The following is a 15,789-nucleotide window of genomic DNA, read 5'->3' on the forward strand; positions in this document are numbered from 1 at the left end:
TATCACTTCAGCTCTAGTTGACTCAAAGACGGTGTTTTTGTTTTTTTTTTTTTCAAGCAGAAGACGGCATACGAGTGGTCTTAGGGTCTCGTGGGCTCGGAGATGTGTTTAAGAGACAGGATGGGTGCTGGGGGCCGACACACTCGCCAAGCTGGCACGGCGTGCCGACGAGGACCTGCTCGGGCTGGTGTGCGCGGCGCTGGGGGAGAGCGCGGACGGGGTCGTGGCCGCGCGTCTGGAGCGCACGGCCGCCTTCGCCCGCGCCGCCCTGTTCGAGGGCGGGACCGACGACCTGGTGGACGAGATGTTCGGGTCGGAGTGGGTCAGCGGGGGCGAGTACGGTTTCGCGGTGGCTGAGGAGGCCGAGCCGCTTTCCGGCGATCCGGCGAAGTGGCGGGCGCTGGCGCAGCAGCGGCTGGGCGAGATCAAGGAGCTGCGGGGCACGGTGGAGCGACTGCAGGCCGAGGTCGAACGGCTGTCGGCGGCCGAGCCGGTCGTCGAGCGCGGCAGGCGCGGCGGGCGGTTGCGCTCGCTGATCAGGCACCTGCGGAGCGCCGGATGATCCGGGAGCTGCTGGCGGAGCTGCGCGGGGCTCCCGTCTTCTTCGCCGGGATCGACGACGTCGACCCGATCTACGCCGCGCGGGGCCGCTCGGACGCCGAGGATCGGGGCACAGGTGGCGACACCGCTCAGGGCCGGGCTGCGCCGGCCGGGGTGGTCGATCTCGACCGGGATCTGGTGGAGCCGGCCGCCGAGCCCGACCAGGTGCGGGAGGTTCTGGTGCTGGCCAGGACGCCGGCCGACCTGCGCAGGATCGCCACTTTGCACAAGCTGCTGCCGCAGGCCGAGCGGGTGGTGGTGGCCGTACTCGACACGCCTGCCGCCCATCCGGCTCCCGTGCCCACGCCGACGCCCGCGCACCGGTGGCGGTCGCTGACGGACCTGCGGGTGTATCAGCCCAAGAATCGGGTCTGGGTGGTGGACGCCCGTTTCTCCGCGCCCACGCCCGCCGGGCGTACCGTGACGGCGACGGCGCGGGCGTTCGCCGGGCATCGGCTGGACGTGATCACCGCACCGGCGGCGGCGATCGCCGGCGTCGGGGCGGCCGACTGGCGGCCGGGCGATCCGAACGCGACTCCTGCCGAGGTGACGGGGCCGGTTCCGGAGCGGGTCGGCGCGCCGGGCAGCGACATGGTCCTGCGCACGACCGGCAGCTCCGAACCCCCTCCAGAACAGATCGACGGCGCAGGCGCCGTCGCGCAGGCCGACGGCACAGGCGAGATCGCGCGGACTGACGGCGCCGGAAACGCGGCCGCCGGCACGCACGCCGAAGGCGTGGTCGCCGCCTCGGGACCCGAGGACGTGGGGCCGGTCGAGTGGGCCGGGGATGAGACGCCCATTGAGCGGCCGACGCTTCGCGCGGCGAGCTGGGAGCGTCTCGGGCGGCCCGGAATGGCGGACTCGCCGCTGGCCGACCCGGACGTGCTGAGCGAGCCGTCGATGGTGCCCCCGGTGGACGAGCGGCTGGTCAACCCCCAGGGTTTCGTGACCACCCCGTCCCGGGGCATGGCGTCACTGGCCGAGCGGGACGGACGCTGGTCGGTGGTGCTGGACGGGAAGGTCGTGACGTCGTTCGCGGAGTCGGGCGGGGTCACGGACGCGGACGTGGCCAGGCTGCGGCAGGTCCGCGGCGTCGAGGTGGACTGGCGGCACGCGCACAGCGGCCCGCTCGCCGCCGTAAGGGTCCTGGCCGGGCTGGCCACCGCCGGGGTGCCGCTGGTTGCGGAGGCGGTGCCGCGCTGGGCGGGCGCGCTCGGAGAGGACGTCATCCAGCTCATCGAGCGCTGTCCGGATCTGGCCGACGAGCTGCGGCGGGAGGAGCACAGCATCCGCCTGCGCCGCGCGGCCCTGCGTACCCATGGGGTGGCGGCCAGGTGGGAGCAACTCGGCGCGCCGGCCCCCGCTCCCCCACTCACGTCGGTGCTGCTGGCCACCCGCCGTACCGACATGGTGTCCTTCGCCCTCGACCAGATCGCCCGCCAGCGCGACGTCCAGCTCGAGGTGATCCTCGCCCTGCACGGCGTGCCGAAGGGACATCCGGACGTGGCGGCCGCGATCGCGGCGTTCGATGGCCCGCTGACCGTGTACGAGGCCGACCACCAGGCCGTGTTCGGCGAGGTGCTGAACGAGGCGGCCACCAGGGCGTCGGGATCGTTCCTGCTGAAGATGGACGACGACGACTGGTACGGCCCCGACTTCCTGTTCGACCTGCTGCTGGCGCATTCGTACTCGGGGGCGCAGGTGGTCGGCACGGTACCGGAGTTCGTCTACCTGTCCTCCATCGACGTCACCGTGCATCGCAGGCAGATCACCGAGCAGATCACCAGCTTCGTCGCCGGCGGGACGATCCTGGTGGAGCGCTCGGCGTTCCAGGCGATCGGCGGGTTCCGGCCGTTGCGGCGCTCGGTGGACACCCAGTTCCAGGAGGCCCTGCAGGCGGCGGGCGGGCAGATCTACCGCACGCACGGCCTGGGCTACATCCTGCGCAGGGGCCCGGCGGCCAACCACACGTGGCAGGAGCCGATCGGGACGTTCCTGCAGCGGAACCGGCGGCAGTGGCGCGGCTTCCGCCCGAACGCCCTCATGGAGCTGGACGGGAGCCTCCGCCCATGAGCAGCATCCCCCGCATTCCGCACAACGACTTCGGCGTCCTCACGCCCCCCGCTCTGGGCGCGTGGGAGCCGTCACTCACCGTCACGGTCGTCATCCCGGCCCACGACCGCCAGGAGACCCTGGACCTGACCCTGGCCGCCCTTTCGGCCCAGAGCTACCCGGAGCACCTCCTCGACGTCATCGTCGTGGACGACGGCAGCGCCCCGCCGCTGCGCCTGCCCGACCTCGCCCCGGCGAAGACGAAGCTGATCTCCAGTCCGCCGGGCGGCTGGGGCCGGGCGTGGGCCGTGCAGGCGGGCCTGGACGCGGCCACCGGCGAAGTCCTCTTCGTGCTGGACGCCGACATGGTCCCGCACCGCCGCCACGTGGAGGCCCAGCTCCGCTGGCACCACCTGGCCCCGTACGTGGTGGTGCTGGGCTGGATCGACTTCACCGCGCCCGGCCCCCTCCCCTCGCCTGAGCAGGTCCGCGGGGCCGTGGAATCCGGCGCGGAGGACACTCTCTTCCCGCTCTCCCCCTATCGGCACGACTGGGCGGAGGAGATCATTCATGACCACGACGGCCTGCGCACCGCACCCAGTTCGCTGGCGACCCGCATCCACGTGGGGGCCACGGTGTCGTACCCGGCCGCGCTGCTGCGCTCGATCGGCGGCATGGACACCTCGCTCGTGCTGGCGGAGGACACCGAGCTGGGCTACCGGCTCACCCAGGCGGGCGTGGTGTTCGTCCCGGACCCGGAGTCTCGTTCGTGGCACATCGGGCTGCCCACGGCGATGCGCGACTTCGCGGCGCTGAAGCGCTACAACGACCCGTACATCGCCGACCGGGTCCCCTACCGCCGCTACCTGCGCACGGACCCGGGCCGCCAGTGGCTGGTGCCGTACGTGGACGCGGTGGTGCCGCCGGGCTCGTACGAGGACGTCCGGGCGACGGTCGACGGCCTGCTGGCGAGCTCGATCCCGGACGTCCGGGTCACGGTCCCGGGCCCCTGGGACGCGCTGACCGGCGGCCGCCGCTCGCCGCTCACCGACCCGGACCTCGACCTGCGCCTCATCCACGCCACGTTCGAGCACGATCCGCGGGTCCGTCTCACGGTGGACCCGGTCGCCCCCGGCTCCCGGTCGCCGTTCCGTCTCCAGGTGCCCCCGGGCTGGGTGCCGTCGAAGGACACGCTGGAGCACCTCATCGCGTACATGGAGGAGCACGACACGGGCGCCCTCTGCATTGCCCTGGAGGAGACCGAGCAGGGCGTGACCGTGGCCCGTCTGGACCGCACGTCTGCCCTTTCCAGAGCCGCCCTGGTCGCCACCCCCCAGGACGACCAGGACGACCTGATCGACGCCCTCTTCGGCCTGGAATGGGCGGACGGCGAGACCTCAGGCTTCAAACGCCGCCCGCCCGTCTACCCGCCCCGCAAGAAACCGGTCTCTGAGATCGCCAAGCTCACGGCCGCCCATGAGAAGGAGATCGCCCTTTACCGCAAGCGCACGGCCGCCCTTCGCGCCGAGCTCGCCCAGTTGCGCAGGGAGTCGGGCAAGAACGGCAGGGACGCGGCGCGCTGGCGAGAGAAGGCAGAGTCCTGGCGCCGCGAGGCGATGCGCCTGGTCCGCGAGCAGGACCGCACGGTCCTGAAGCGTGCCGTCCGGCGCGTCCGCAACCTGGCCTTCCCGGACGTCTAGCGCCTCTGGGCGGTCAGTCGTCGCCCTCCACCCGCATCACGCTGGCCACCGCGCGGACGATGTCCAGCTCCCGCAGCCCCTCCATCGTCGCCGCCAGGGCGGCGTCGGTGGCGCGGTGGGTGACGATGACGAGCTGGGCGTCGTCCCCGTGCCCCTCCTGGCGCACCGTCTGGATGGAGACGTCGTGCTTGGCGAACAGCTCCGCCACGCGCGCCAGCACGCCCGGCTTGTCGGCCACGTCCAGCGCCACGTGGCAGCGCGTGACGGTCTCGCCCATGGGATGCACGGCCAGGTCCGCGTACGTCGACTCGTCCGGCCCGCGCGTGCCGGCCAGCCGGTTGCGGGCGACGGCCACGAGGTCGCCCAGCACGGCCGAGGCCGTGGGCGCCCCGCCGGCCCCCTTGCCGTAGAACATGAGCTGCCCCGCCGACTCCGCCTCCACGAAGACCGCGTTGTACGCCTCCCGCACCCCCGCCAGCGGATGGGTCCGCGGAATCATCGCCGGGTGCACCCGCACCCCGAACGAGCGGCCGTCGTCGGAGCGGGCGCAGATGGCCAGCAGCTTGACCACGCAGCCCATGGCCTTGGCCGAGGCCACGTCGGTGGCGGTGATCTCGGTGATGCCCTCCCGGTGCACGTCGGCGGCCGTGACGCGGCTGTGGAAGGCGAGGCCGGCCAGGATGGCGGCCTTGGCGGCGGCGTCGAAGCCCTCGACGTCGGCCGTGGGATCGGCCTCGGCGTAGCCGAGGGTCTGGGCCTCCTCCAGGGCGTCGGTGAAGGACGCGCCCGTGGTGTCCATCTTGTCGAGGATGTAGTTGGTGGTGCCGTTGACGATGCCCAGCACCCGCTTGACGTGGTCGCCGGCCAGCGACTCGCGCAGGGGGCGCAGCAGCGGGATGGCCCCGGCGACGCTGGCCTCGGAGTAGAGGTCGCCGTTGCCGGTCCGGGCGGCTTCGTAGAGGGTGGCGCCGTACTCGGCCAGCAGCGCCTTGTTGGCGGTGACCACGGACTTGCCCCTGGACAGGGCGGAGACGATCAGCGTGCGGGCGGGCTCGATGCCGCCGATGACCTCGATCACGATGTCGACGTCGTCGCGGGCGACCAGCGCCTCGGCGTCGGTGGTGAGCAGCGCCGGGTCCACGTCGATGTCGCGCTTGCGGCCCAGGCGGCGTACGGCGACCCCGGCCAGCTCCAGCGGGGCGCCGATGCGGGCGGCCAGGTCGCCGGCCTGCTCGTGCATGAGCCTGATGACCTGCGAGCCGACGACCCCGCAGCCCAGAAGAGCCACTTTCAGCGGTTTCACAGCTGCCCCCTCAAGAGATCGTCCTCGGTCTCGCCCTGCACGATCACGCGGGCGGCGCCGCGCGAGACGGCCACCACGGCGGGCCTGGGCAGGTAGTTGTAGTTGCTGGCCAAAGAGCGGCAGTAGGCGCCGGTCGCGGCCACGGCGACCAGGTCGCCCGGCGCGAGGTCGGCAGGGAAGTGGCAGTCGCGCGCGATGATGTCGCCGCTCTCGCAGTGCTTGCCGACCAGGCGGCTGAGCATGGGCTCGGCGGCGCTCTCGCGGCTGGCCAGCACGGCGGTGTATTCGGCGCCGTAGAGCGCGGTGCGGACGTTGTCGCTCATGCCGCCGTCGATGCTGACGTATGTCCGCAGGCCCTCGACGTCCTTGACCGTGCCGACCTCGTAGAGGGTGATGCCGCCGGGGCCGACGATGGCGCGGCCGGGCTCGACGGTCAGCCGGGGCACGGGCAGCCCCGCGTCCACGCAGACCTTGGCGACGATCTCGCGCAGGTCGTCGGCCAGCTCCTTGATGTCGGGCGCCTCGTCGTCCTCGACGTACGCGATGCCGTAGCCGCCGCCGAGGTCCAGCTCGGGCAGCACGACGCCGTGCTCGTCCTTGATCTGCACGAGCAGCGTGGCCAGGCGCCTGGCCGCCACCTCGAACCCGCCCGTGTCGACGATCTGGGACCCGATGTGCGAGTGCAGGCCGACGAGCTCGAGCTGCGGAAGGGCGAGGATGCGGCGCACGGACTCGGCGGCCGCCCCGGCGTTGAGCGACAGGCCGAACTTCTGGTCGTCGTGCGCCGTGGCGATGAACTCGTGCGTGTGCGCCTCGACCCCGGTGGTCACCCGGATCATCACCTTGGGCCGCTTGCCGAGCCGCTCGGCGAGGTAGCCGAGTCTGGCGATCTCCTCGAAGGAGTCGACCACGATGTGCCCGACCCCGGCGTCCAGGGCCCTGGTCAGCTCGGCGGAGGACTTGTTGTTGCCGTGCATCGTGATGCGTTCGGCCGGGAACCCGACGCTGAGCGCGACCGCCAGCTCGCCGCCGCTGGCCACGTCGAGCCCGAGGCCCTCGTCCTTCAGCCAGCGGACGATCTCCTTGCACAGGAACGCCTTGCCGGCGTAATGGACGTCCGAGCCGGCGAACGCCGTCGCGTAGTCGTGCATGCGCGAGCGCACGTCGTCCTCGTCAAGGATGTAGAGCGGCGTGCCGTGGTCGCGGGCCAGGTCGCGTACGTCCACGCCGCCGACCGTGAGCGCGCCATCGGTCCGGGTCGACGTTCGGGGCCAGATCGAGGGGTTGATCTGGTTGAGGTCGGCGGGCGCCTGCGGTGGGCGCTCGTGGGGCAGCATCTCGGCGTGCCGGTCCCCGGCTGGATGGACGAATCGACTCACCCGATCGAGGCTATCGGAACCGCAACTCCCCCATGACCCCGTGCCCACGTATCGAGACACGATCAAGGGGTTCGTGGGATATTTTTACGCTTTTTCGCCTTTTTTCCGGATATTTTGCAATCCGTCATAGCCGGTCCGGTCCCATCAGCACTCCCCGCACGGCCTCCGCCAGCCGCACCCGCGCCGTGTGCACCGGCCGGGCGGGCTCGTCCCCGCGGGGCACGGCCGGCGCGTGCTCGTGAGCGTCGTGGTAGGCCAGGGCCAGCCGCACGAGGTACGTCTCCCACCCAGGATCTCTGCTGACCAGCCGCCCGGGCAGCTCGGCCAGCACCCGCAGCACCCGCCGGTCGTACGGATCGGAGAGCAGCTCGGGCCGGAACCCGGCGACCGGCACCCCGAGCTCCCCGGCCCACCGCCGCACCGCGCAGGCCCGCGCGTGCGCGTACCGGACCACGAACCCGGGGTTTTCCCAGGTGCGGGGAGAGTCAGACCACCCGGGCTCGGGGATGTCGACGGGCTCGGCGGTCGCCACGATCTCCCCGGGCACGGACACGGCGATCCGCAGGAATCCGTTCTCCCGCACCTCGACTCCGGCGACCCCGGGCAGCGCGCGCACAAGCGCCGCGAGCTCGTCCGCGGGGACGCGCCGCCGCAGGGCCGCGGCCGAGACGTAGAGCGCCTCCCGCTCCCACGTGCCTTCGGGGACGGGCGGCTCCCCCAGCACCTCGGCCAGCTCCCCAAGCGTCACGCCGACGACCCTATGCCAGGGAACTTCCGACCCGGGGCTCGCGATCGCCCAGCTCGTCGCCGGATCCTTGGCGGGCCTGCCCGCCGGGCGGTCACCCGGGATGTCCAGGCCTCCGGCTACCTGCTCATGGCCCTGGCGACGGCGCTCCGGCTCAGATGAGCGCGTGCGGCTCCGCCGAGCCGTACTCGACCAGCTGGGCGGCGCCCAGAAGCCAGCGGTCCTCGTCGCGCACCTGCACGTATCCGAACCTGTCCGCCGAGAACACCTTGATCCCGTCCGTGCGGCACTGCCGCATGAGGACCTCGTCCCAGCCCTCGGTGAGGTCGGCGAAGTCCAGCTCGCGCAGCGCGTTCCGGCGGGCCAGAAGGGTCGCGCCGGTGATCTCCGGGAGGTAGGCGTATTCGGCGTCGGGCTGCTGGAGCAGCGTGGCCTGGGGCTTGCGCAGATGGGCGTAGTAGGCGGCCTTGCCCACGATGTCGGCCGTGCTGAACAGGAAGGCCCGCCGCAGGTCGGACAGGTAGTGCGGGCCGTACACGTCGCGCGGGTCCATGACCGCCACCAGGTCGGCCTCGCACAAATCGAGGCCGGCGCTCAGCATCGCGCCCTCGGTCATCGCGGGATGCGGGCGGCGGTAGACGACCTCCACGTCCGGCAGCACGTCGCGGGCGCGCAGCTCGGCCTCGGGCGGGCCGATGACGATCACTTGGGCCACGCCCGACTGCTTGGCGACCTGCGCCAGCCCGTGCTCCATCAGGTACGGGTCCAGGATGGGCAGCAGAACGGAGGTGTTGAGCGTGGCGCGGGCGCTGGGCAGGCCGATCGCGTCCAGCAGCTCGTCGATCCGCTCGGTCATCGTGCCCATCTGGTACGCCCGCCGCAACGCCACGTGCGCCCGCCGGCCGTCCGCCTCGGTGCCGATGGGCGTGGCGCAGGCCGCGATCTCGGCCAGCCGCCATTGCGTTGTGCCCGGCGGGCAGTCCGCCGCGGCCGGCCAGCGGTAGGAGGTCAGCACGTCGGGGTAGGTCAGATGGCCGGGCAGGAGCTGGTCGAGGGTGAGCACCCGGTCGATGCGCCCGCCCGCGAGCGGCAGCGGGTTGTGGATCCTGGGCTGGATCCCGAACTGCAGCCGCGGCCAGGGCACCGACAGGTCGTTCGTGAACCGGTGATCGAACAGCTGGGCCGCGGCGGCGTAGTCGGCCACCTCGCCCTGCGTGTGCCAGAACACGGTGCGGATGCCGCGCTCGGCGCACCAGGCCAGCAGCGCCTTGAGCCCCTCGCCCGGCTCGCCGGTGAGCTCCTCCAGCCACGGCCCCCGCGTGACCGACTCGACCACGAGCAGGTGGGGCACCTCGAGCGGGAGCACCCGGGCGAAGTCGCGTGGTGTGAAGCCGGTCGTCTGGCGCCACTCGTAGCGCAGCAGCGCCTCGGCGTGCTGGTCCGCGATCACCGCGGCCGTCAGGTGCGGCCGCGTGTTGGGGCCCGTCGGCACCCGGAACGGCTTGAGCTTGAACGAGGCGCCGCCGAGCGTCCTGGTCGAAGTCGTGGCCTGGAACGCGGCCCCCGGGCGCTCATCCTTGGCGGCCTGGCCGGCGGTGACGGGCTTGCGCTTGGGCGCGGTGGGCCGCTTGACCGGCTTGGCGGCGCCCCTGAGGCCCCTGGCCAGGCGCACGGGGTTGCTCTTGCCGCTCTTGATGGCGTCGCCGAGCCGGTTCCAGCGGGCGACCCTGATCGAGGACAGCTTCCAGTTGGCCACCTCGGCCTGGAACCGCTGTTCGGCCAGCTCCTTGCGCAGCTTGTCGGCGGCGGCCTGCTCGTCCGCGAGCCGCTCCTCGGTCTCGCTCAGCCGCTCGGCCAGCGCCCTGGCCTCCTCGACGCTCCGCTCAGCGTCGGCCAGCCTGGCCTGGGCGGCATCCAGCAGCCTGGCCAGCTCGGCAGCGCGCCCGGCCTGCGCGATGGCATCCCGCAACGCCTTACGAGTGCTCTCAAGCTCAGTAGACACCGGGCCTCCTTCGTCGGCCCGGTGTCAAAGACGCTGTGTCCAATTGTTCACTCGCTCCGCTCGCTCACGGGCCTCCGCTTCCTTAGCCCGGCAAAGGATACTCTTTCGTGAGAAGCGGCTCGAAGGGATGAGATCCGGTGCAGTTCAATGTGCGGCCCTACGTCTGCGGCGCTCTCGGCCGGATCGACACCGCCATACTCGGCAAGCTGACCGCCGCGGGCCCCCGCGTGCGTCCGGCGCTCCAGACGGCCGAGGCGGCGCTGTTCAGCTCCACGCCGTTGCCGCCCTACCACCGGACCGGTGACGCGTACGCGTTCTCCTGGGGCGAGCGCAGGCCGGCCGCCCTCGACGACTGGATCACGGTCGCGGAGACGTACGAGACCCCAGGGCTGATGGGCGACGGCAAGCGGGTCACGCTGCACACGGGCGCGCTCGGGCTGGTGGACGTCTATTACGTCCGCGAGGGCGACGCCGTCTACTTCTCGTCGCTGATCCAGCCGCTGCTCAGCCTGGTGCCGATCACGATCGACTGGTCGGCCTGGGCCTCGATCATCCAGGTGACGTTCCCGCTGGGCGAGGCGACGCCGTACACCGACGTCAAGCGGCTGCCGGGGTCGAGCGCGCTGGTGTTCGAGCACGGCAGGGTGGCCACCGAGCGGCGGCTGCCGCGCTGGCTGCGTACCGAGCCCTACGAGGCGTGGGTCAGCCCGGACGAGATCGTCGAGCTGCTGCACCAGGTCTACGCGGACTACGACGGCCGCAAGCTGCTGGTGCCGGTCAGCGGCGGCTACGACTCGCGGCTGCTGGCGAGCGTGGCCAAGGCCCGCGGCGCGGACGTCGAGTCGTGGACGACCAGTCCCGACGACGGCACCGACACCGACATCGCCTTCGCCCGGGCGATCACCAAGGAGCTGGACATCCCGCACCGGGTGATCACCCAGGACGCCGCCGACTACCCTGCGGACGCGACCGAGGTGGCCCGCAGGCTCGAATACCTGACGCCGCACCACGCCTGGTACGCCCCCTTCGCCAAGGAGGTGCACGGCGCGGGCCGGATCCTGGTCGACGGGCTGGCCGGCGGGCCGTTGCTGAAGAACTTCATGGTCAGCGGGGCCGCCCTGGAGGCCCGGACGCAGGCCGAGCGGTCGGCGGCCGTGCTGGGCTCGCTGTCGCTGGGCGCGCCCTCACAGCCGTTCCTGTCCGAGAACGCCGCGCAGTGGATGGCGGAGACCGTACGCGAGCAGTTCGCGGCCTCCACCTCCATGCTCCACGGCCACCGGGCCGAGCTGCCGCTGTCGGTGCTGCACACCAGGACCGTGCGGGGCATCGCGCGCTCGGCGGTCAACCTGGTCGGCCCCGAGGCTTCGTTCGCCGCGCCGTTCATCCACCCGGCCTTCTTCGACGCCGCATTGTCGGTCGGCGTGGCCCGCAAAGACAAAGGCCGTTTCTACCGCGAGGTGCTGCACGCGGCCAATCCGCGGGTGGCCGCACTGCCGTCCACGAATGTGGTCAAGCAACCGCTCCAGCGGGTGCCGCTGCGGTCCACTGCCGCGCCTGCCCGAAAATATGCGCACGGCATGCTGGAGACGGTTGCGAACCGGGTGCCGGGGCTGCTGTCGGAGGAGCTGCACGAGGTGATCGCGGGCGGTCCCGACGCTCTGACCAGGTTCAATGGCTGGAATGACCGCTTCTGGGCACGCGGATTGGTACTCTTCGGACTCTGGTTGACCGACTTCGAGAACGACCTGACGGACGTCGCGACTCCTTTTTGATGAACGCTCGGTAACAGGATGATTACATACGGATCTCGCGGGTATTAAACGTCGCACAGCAGAAGCGGGTTCCGGAAAGCCAACGGGCTGGTAGTGTTCGGCCCGTAAGCGCCGCACAAACGGGCACCGGATCACAAATCCGATCCCGTTCGAGGGCATGGAGTTCGCAGGGATGACGACTCCACGCGGCGCGGTCACCAGATAAGAACGCCGGGGCAACCGGTGACTCCGTCCTGCCCACATCTCTTCCTGTGAGCGACATATGATCAACGCATCCCCAGTGCCGGAGCCGATCTCCGAGGCGTTCGTCTCGGAGGATCCAGCTTGGTACAAGCGGGCGGTGTTCTACGAGGTTCTCGTCCGGGGGTTCAAGGACTCCAACGGCGATGGCACCGGCGACCTGCGAGGGCTGATCGAGAAGCTCGGCTACCTCGAGTGGCTCGGGGTCGACTGCCTATGGTTGCTGCCGCTGTACGAATCGCCACTGCGCGACGGCGGCTACGACATTTCGGACTACATGAAGATCCTTCCGGATTTCGGTGATCTGGGGGATTTTGTCCAGCTGATCGAGGCCGCCCACGAGCGTGGCCTGCGGATCGTCACCGACCTCGTGATGAACCACACCAGCGACCGGCATCCTTGGTTCCAGGCGTCCCGGCACGACCCCGACGGGCCGTACGGCGACTTCTACGTCTGGTCCGACAACCCCGGCGGCTTCCCTGACGCGCCGGTCATCTTCATCGGCGCCGAGGAGTCCAACTGGACCTACGACCCGGTGCGCAAGCAGTACTACTGGCACCGTTTCTTCCACCACCAGCCGGACCTGAACTATGACAATCCGGCAGTCCAGGACGCCATGCTGGAAGTGCTGCGGTTCTGGCTGGACCTGGGCATCGACGGGTTCCGGCTGGACGCGGTCCCCTACCTGTTCGAGCGCGAGGGCACCGCGTGCGCCGGGCTGCCGGAGACGCACTCGTACCTGAAGAAGATCCGCGCCGAGGTGGATCGCCTCTACCCGGACCGGGTGCTGCTGGCCGAGGCCAACGGCTGGCCGGAGGACGTCGTGGAGTACTTCGGCGACCCCACCACGGGCGGTGACGAATGCCACATGGCCTTCCACTTCCCGCTCATGCCGCGCATCTACATGGCGGTCAAGAAGGAGACCCGCGAGCCGATCTCCGAGATCATGTCGCGCACTCCGAAGCTGCCGGAGCACGCCCAGTGGGGCATCTTCCTGCGTAACCACGACGAGCTCACGCTCGAGACGGTGACCGAGGAAGAGCGCGACTACATGCACAACGAGTACGCCAAGGACCCGCGCATGCGCGCGTACCTGGGCATCCGCCGGCGACTGGCCCCTCTGCTCGACAACGACAGAGACCGGATCGAGCTGTTCACGGCGCTGCTGCTGTCGCTGCCCGGCTCGCCGATCATCTACTACGGCGACGAGATCGGCATGGGCGACAACATCTGGCTGGAGGATCGCGACTCGGTCCGCACGCCGATGCAGTGGAGCCCCGACCGCAACGCCGGGTTCTCCTCGGCCGACCCCGGGCGGCTCTACCTGCCGGCCGTCATGGACCCGATCTACGGCTACCAGGCGGTCAACGTGGAGGCCCAGCAGCGCCACCAGGGCTCGCTGCTCCACTTCACCCGCAACATGCTGGAGATCCGCCGCAGGCACCGGGTGTTCGGCGTCGGCGCCTACACGGAAATGTGGTCGTCGAACCCGGCCGTGCTCACGTACGTCCGCGAGGACCACGACGACGTGATGCTGTGCGTGAACAACCTGTCGAAGTTCCCGCAGCCGGTCGAGCTGGATCTGCGCAGGTTCGAGGGCATGATCCCGGTCGAAGCGCGGGGCGGGGTGCCGTTCCCGCCGATCGGGGAGCTGCCCTACCTGCTGACGCTGCCCGGCCACGGCTTCTACTGGTTCGCGCTCAAGCGCGCGGAGGCCGTCAGCGTGACGTGACCGGCACCTGGGCACGGGCCGCACGGCGCGCGGGTATGAGCGCGACCGCCAGGGCCGTGCCCACGGCCGACAGCACGGCGACGGCCAGCGTCAAGGCCGAGGGCGGGCGGCCGATGCCCGCTCCGACGCCGCTCGTGTGGCCCTGCAGGTCGATCAGCCCCGTCACCACGGACATGCCCGCCGCGGCGCCCGCGCCGACGCCGAGCACGACCAGCAGGCCCGTGCCCATCACGAGCGTGGCCATGACCTGGCGCGGCGTCAGCCCCATCGCCTTGAGCACGGCCAGGTCGAAGGCGTGGTCGCGCAGGCCGAGCGCGCTGGCGGTGAGCAGGTTGGCCAGGCCGATCAGGGTCAGCACCGCGATCAGCGCGACGATCACCACCCTGATGATCGCCAGCCGGTCGGCCGGGTTGACCGCGGCCTGCACGTCCAGGCTCTCGCCCGACTCGGCCAGCAGCCGGCTGCGTACCTCGGCCTGGTCAGCGCCGGGGTTCAGGGCGAGCGCGTAGAACTCGGGCGGCACCGCGTCCTTGGCCGCCAGGCTGTCGAGCCCCACCGAGAGCACCTCACCGTCCAGGTCGGGCTCGATGGTCCTGCCGACGATCCTGACGATCAGCGGCGTGCCGCCCACGGTCAGCCGCACCCGGTCGCCGATCTTGACTCCCAGCAGGTCCAGCAGGCCCTGCCCGGCCAGGGCCTCGCCCTGGCGGCCGTACTTGCGGCCCTCGACCACCGGGAACGGGTACGGCTCCGTCGAGCTGCCGATGGCCCGCACCCTGACCGAACGGGCCTCTCCCGGCGCCAGCGCGTTGACGTCGGTGCCCGGGTAGACCGCGGCCACGTCCCTGTCCTGCTCGGCGATGCGCTTGGCGTCGGCCGACTCCAGCTTGCCCGGCCTGACGTGGAGGGAGGCATGCTGGCCCACCTGCTCGGGATGGTCGGCGAAGTTGTCGAGCGTGGCCCACACGCCCAGCCCGATCGTGATCATCATCATCGGCACGGCCAGCCCGAACGCCGTCAGGAACGCCGGCACCCGCCTGGTGAAGGCGTCCCTGGTGCCGAGGACGAGGGCGGGCGGGAGGCGTACGAGGAGGGCGAGCCTGGCCAGTCTGGACAGGTGGCCGCGCGGCGGCGAGGCGGGCAGGGCGGGGATCGGCGGCGTGCGCCCGCCCCGCCAGGCGGGCAGGCCCACGGCGGCCAGCACCAGCAGCGCCGTGCCCCCGATGATGGCCAGCACCGGCATGGGCGCCACGGAGGTGGCGCCGAGCATCATGGCCATCACGCCCCAGCCCGCCAGCGCCCCGAGCGCGACGCCGAGCAGGCCGAGGGCGCCGTGCTCGATCAGGAGCAGCAGCGCGACCTGCCCCTTGGTGAAGCCCAGGGACTTGAGGGTGGCCAGGTCGCGTAGTTGGCCGAGCACCCGGCCGCCGGCCGCGTTGGCCAGCGCGAGCGCGGCCGCCACCAGCCCGGCCACCCCGAACAGCGCCAGCAGCGTGCCGAGCAGCCGGTTGTCCAGCTCCATGGCGGCCCTGACCTCGCGCCAGGTGTAGACCCGCTGCAGCCGGTCCTCCAGCATGACGACCGCGCGCTGCGAGACGACCTGCGTGGCGTCGGGGTCGGCCAGACGCAACCCGGTCACCCACTCGCTGCGGCCGAACATGGGCTCGATCCTGTCGAGCGTGGCGGGCAGCACGTAGGCCAGGCCGGGCGTCCACTGCGGGTAGAAGCCCTGCTCGGCGGAGTCGGCGATGCCGCGCACGTAGAGGGTGTGCCGCTCGCCGCTGAGCGCGATGACCGTGAAGGGTGCGCCGATCCTGAGCCGCAGCGCGGTCGCGAACGATCGCTCGACGACCACCCCGTCGGGCTGGGCGGCGTCCAGCCACCTGCCCTCGGCCACCACCGGGTGCGCCACCTGCGGCGGCGTGGCGGGCATCCCGCGCAGCGCCGCGGGCTCCTTCTTGCCTTCCTGCGCCACGGTCACGGGCGCCGACCGGTACGGGCCCGCGGTCTGCGTCACTCCGTCGATGCCGCCCAGGGCCACCTGCGGGCTTTCCTTGGTGAAGAGCCAGACGTGGGCACCGTCGGTCTGGGCGAACAGGCTCCGCCACGGGTTCGTGCCGTCCTCGAGCAGGGTCGCCGCGGTGATCAGGGCGGCCACGATCCCGGCCACGGCCAGCACGGTCAGCACCGCCTGGCCCTTCCTGGCCCGCAGGTCGGCCTTGATCCACCGGCTCCCGGCCGGCGCTGTGCTCATGAGTCGCTCA

The 15,789-nt window shown here is 71.4% G+C and carries 10 protein-coding genes; 5 read left to right on the forward strand and 5 right to left on the reverse strand.

From position 1 onward, the window contains the following. Positions 1-124: 124 nt before the first annotated feature. The 3 genes from EJK15_RS26460 to EJK15_RS26470 are packed head-to-tail and all read left to right on the forward strand — an operon-like array spanning position 125 to position 4,352. Positions 125-562 (forward strand): hypothetical protein, encoded by a 438-nt coding sequence (locus EJK15_RS26460; protein WP_138713173.1) that lies wholly within the window; start codon positions 125-127, stop codon positions 560-562. Next, positions 559-2,673, forward strand: coding sequence for a glycosyltransferase (locus EJK15_RS26465; protein WP_138713174.1), 2,115 nt, complete (start codon positions 559-561; stop codon positions 2,671-2,673). The genes EJK15_RS26460 and EJK15_RS26465 overlap by 4 nt, the downstream gene beginning before the upstream one ends. Beyond that, on the forward strand, positions 2,670-4,352 hold the full coding sequence (locus EJK15_RS26470; RefSeq protein WP_138713175.1) for a glycosyltransferase family 2 protein: 1,683 nt from the start codon (positions 2,670-2,672) through the stop codon (positions 4,350-4,352). The genes EJK15_RS26465 and EJK15_RS26470 overlap by 4 nt, the downstream gene beginning before the upstream one ends. Positions 4,353-4,365: 13 nt before the next feature. Here EJK15_RS26470 and EJK15_RS26475 read toward each other — a convergent pair whose 3' ends face one another. The 4 genes from EJK15_RS26475 to EJK15_RS26490 all read right to left on the reverse strand — a co-directional run bounded on the left by EJK15_RS26475 (position 4,366) and on the right by EJK15_RS26490 (position 9,781). Further along, positions 4,366-5,655 (reverse strand): homoserine dehydrogenase, encoded by a 1,290-nt coding sequence (locus EJK15_RS26475; RefSeq protein WP_138713176.1) that lies wholly within the window; start codon positions 5,653-5,655, stop codon positions 4,366-4,368. Then, the gene (gene lysA / locus EJK15_RS26480) at positions 5,652-7,034 is read right to left on the reverse strand and encodes a diaminopimelate decarboxylase (protein ID WP_138713177.1); all 1,383 of its coding nucleotides are present in this window, start codon (positions 7,032-7,034) and stop codon (positions 5,652-5,654) included. The genes EJK15_RS26475 and lysA overlap by 4 nt, the downstream gene beginning before the upstream one ends. A gap of 124 nt (positions 7,035-7,158) precedes the next feature. Then, positions 7,159-7,782, reverse strand: coding sequence for a DALR anticodon-binding domain-containing protein (locus tag EJK15_RS26485; protein ID WP_138713178.1), 624 nt, complete (start codon positions 7,780-7,782; stop codon positions 7,159-7,161). Positions 7,783-7,933: 151 nt separating this feature from the next. Then, a complete protein-coding gene (locus tag EJK15_RS26490) occupies positions 7,934-9,781 on the reverse strand; it encodes a hypothetical protein (protein WP_240777226.1) in 1,848 nt (615 codons plus the stop codon). Between the two features lie 137 nt (positions 9,782-9,918). On the opposite strand from EJK15_RS26490, the gene EJK15_RS26495 reads away from it, so the two are divergent. Together EJK15_RS26495 and treS are read left to right on the forward strand one after the other, a co-directional pair. Further along, complete coding sequence (locus tag EJK15_RS26495) at positions 9,919-11,553, forward strand: asparagine synthetase B family protein (protein WP_138713179.1); 1,635 nt, start codon at positions 9,919-9,921, stop codon at positions 11,551-11,553. A 262-nt stretch (positions 11,554-11,815) separates the two neighbouring features. Further along, positions 11,816-13,525, forward strand: coding sequence for a maltose alpha-D-glucosyltransferase (treS, locus tag EJK15_RS26500; protein ID WP_138713180.1), 1,710 nt, complete (start codon positions 11,816-11,818; stop codon positions 13,523-13,525). Here treS and EJK15_RS26505 read toward each other — a convergent pair. Further along, the gene (locus EJK15_RS26505) at positions 13,512-15,779 is read right to left on the reverse strand and encodes an ABC transporter permease (RefSeq protein ID WP_138713181.1); all 2,268 of its coding nucleotides are present in this window, start codon (positions 15,777-15,779) and stop codon (positions 13,512-13,514) included. The genes treS and EJK15_RS26505 overlap by 14 nt on opposite strands. Positions 15,780-15,789: the final 10 nt, after the last annotated feature.

Origin of the sequence: Nonomuraea basaltis, assembly GCF_005893125.1 — a bacterium.
Lineage (GTDB): Bacteria > Actinomycetota > Actinomycetes > Streptosporangiales > Streptosporangiaceae > Nonomuraea > Nonomuraea basaltis.

Excerpts from the sequence above, each read along its gene's own strand:
- EJK15_RS26465 (WP_138713174.1), top strand. The coding sequence starts at position 559 with ATGATCCGGGAGCTGCTGGCGGAGCTGCGCGGGGCTCCCGTCTTCTTC.
- EJK15_RS26470 (WP_138713175.1), top strand. The coding sequence starts at position 2,670 with ATGAGCAGCATCCCCCGCATTCCGCACAACGACTTCGGCGTCCTCACG.
- treS (WP_138713180.1), top strand. The coding sequence starts at position 11,816 with ATGATCAACGCATCCCCAGTGCCGGAGCCGATCTCCGAGGCGTTCGTC.
- EJK15_RS26505 (WP_138713181.1), bottom strand. The coding sequence starts at position 15,779 with ATGAGCACAGCGCCGGCCGGGAGCCGGTGGATCAAGGCCGACCTGCGG.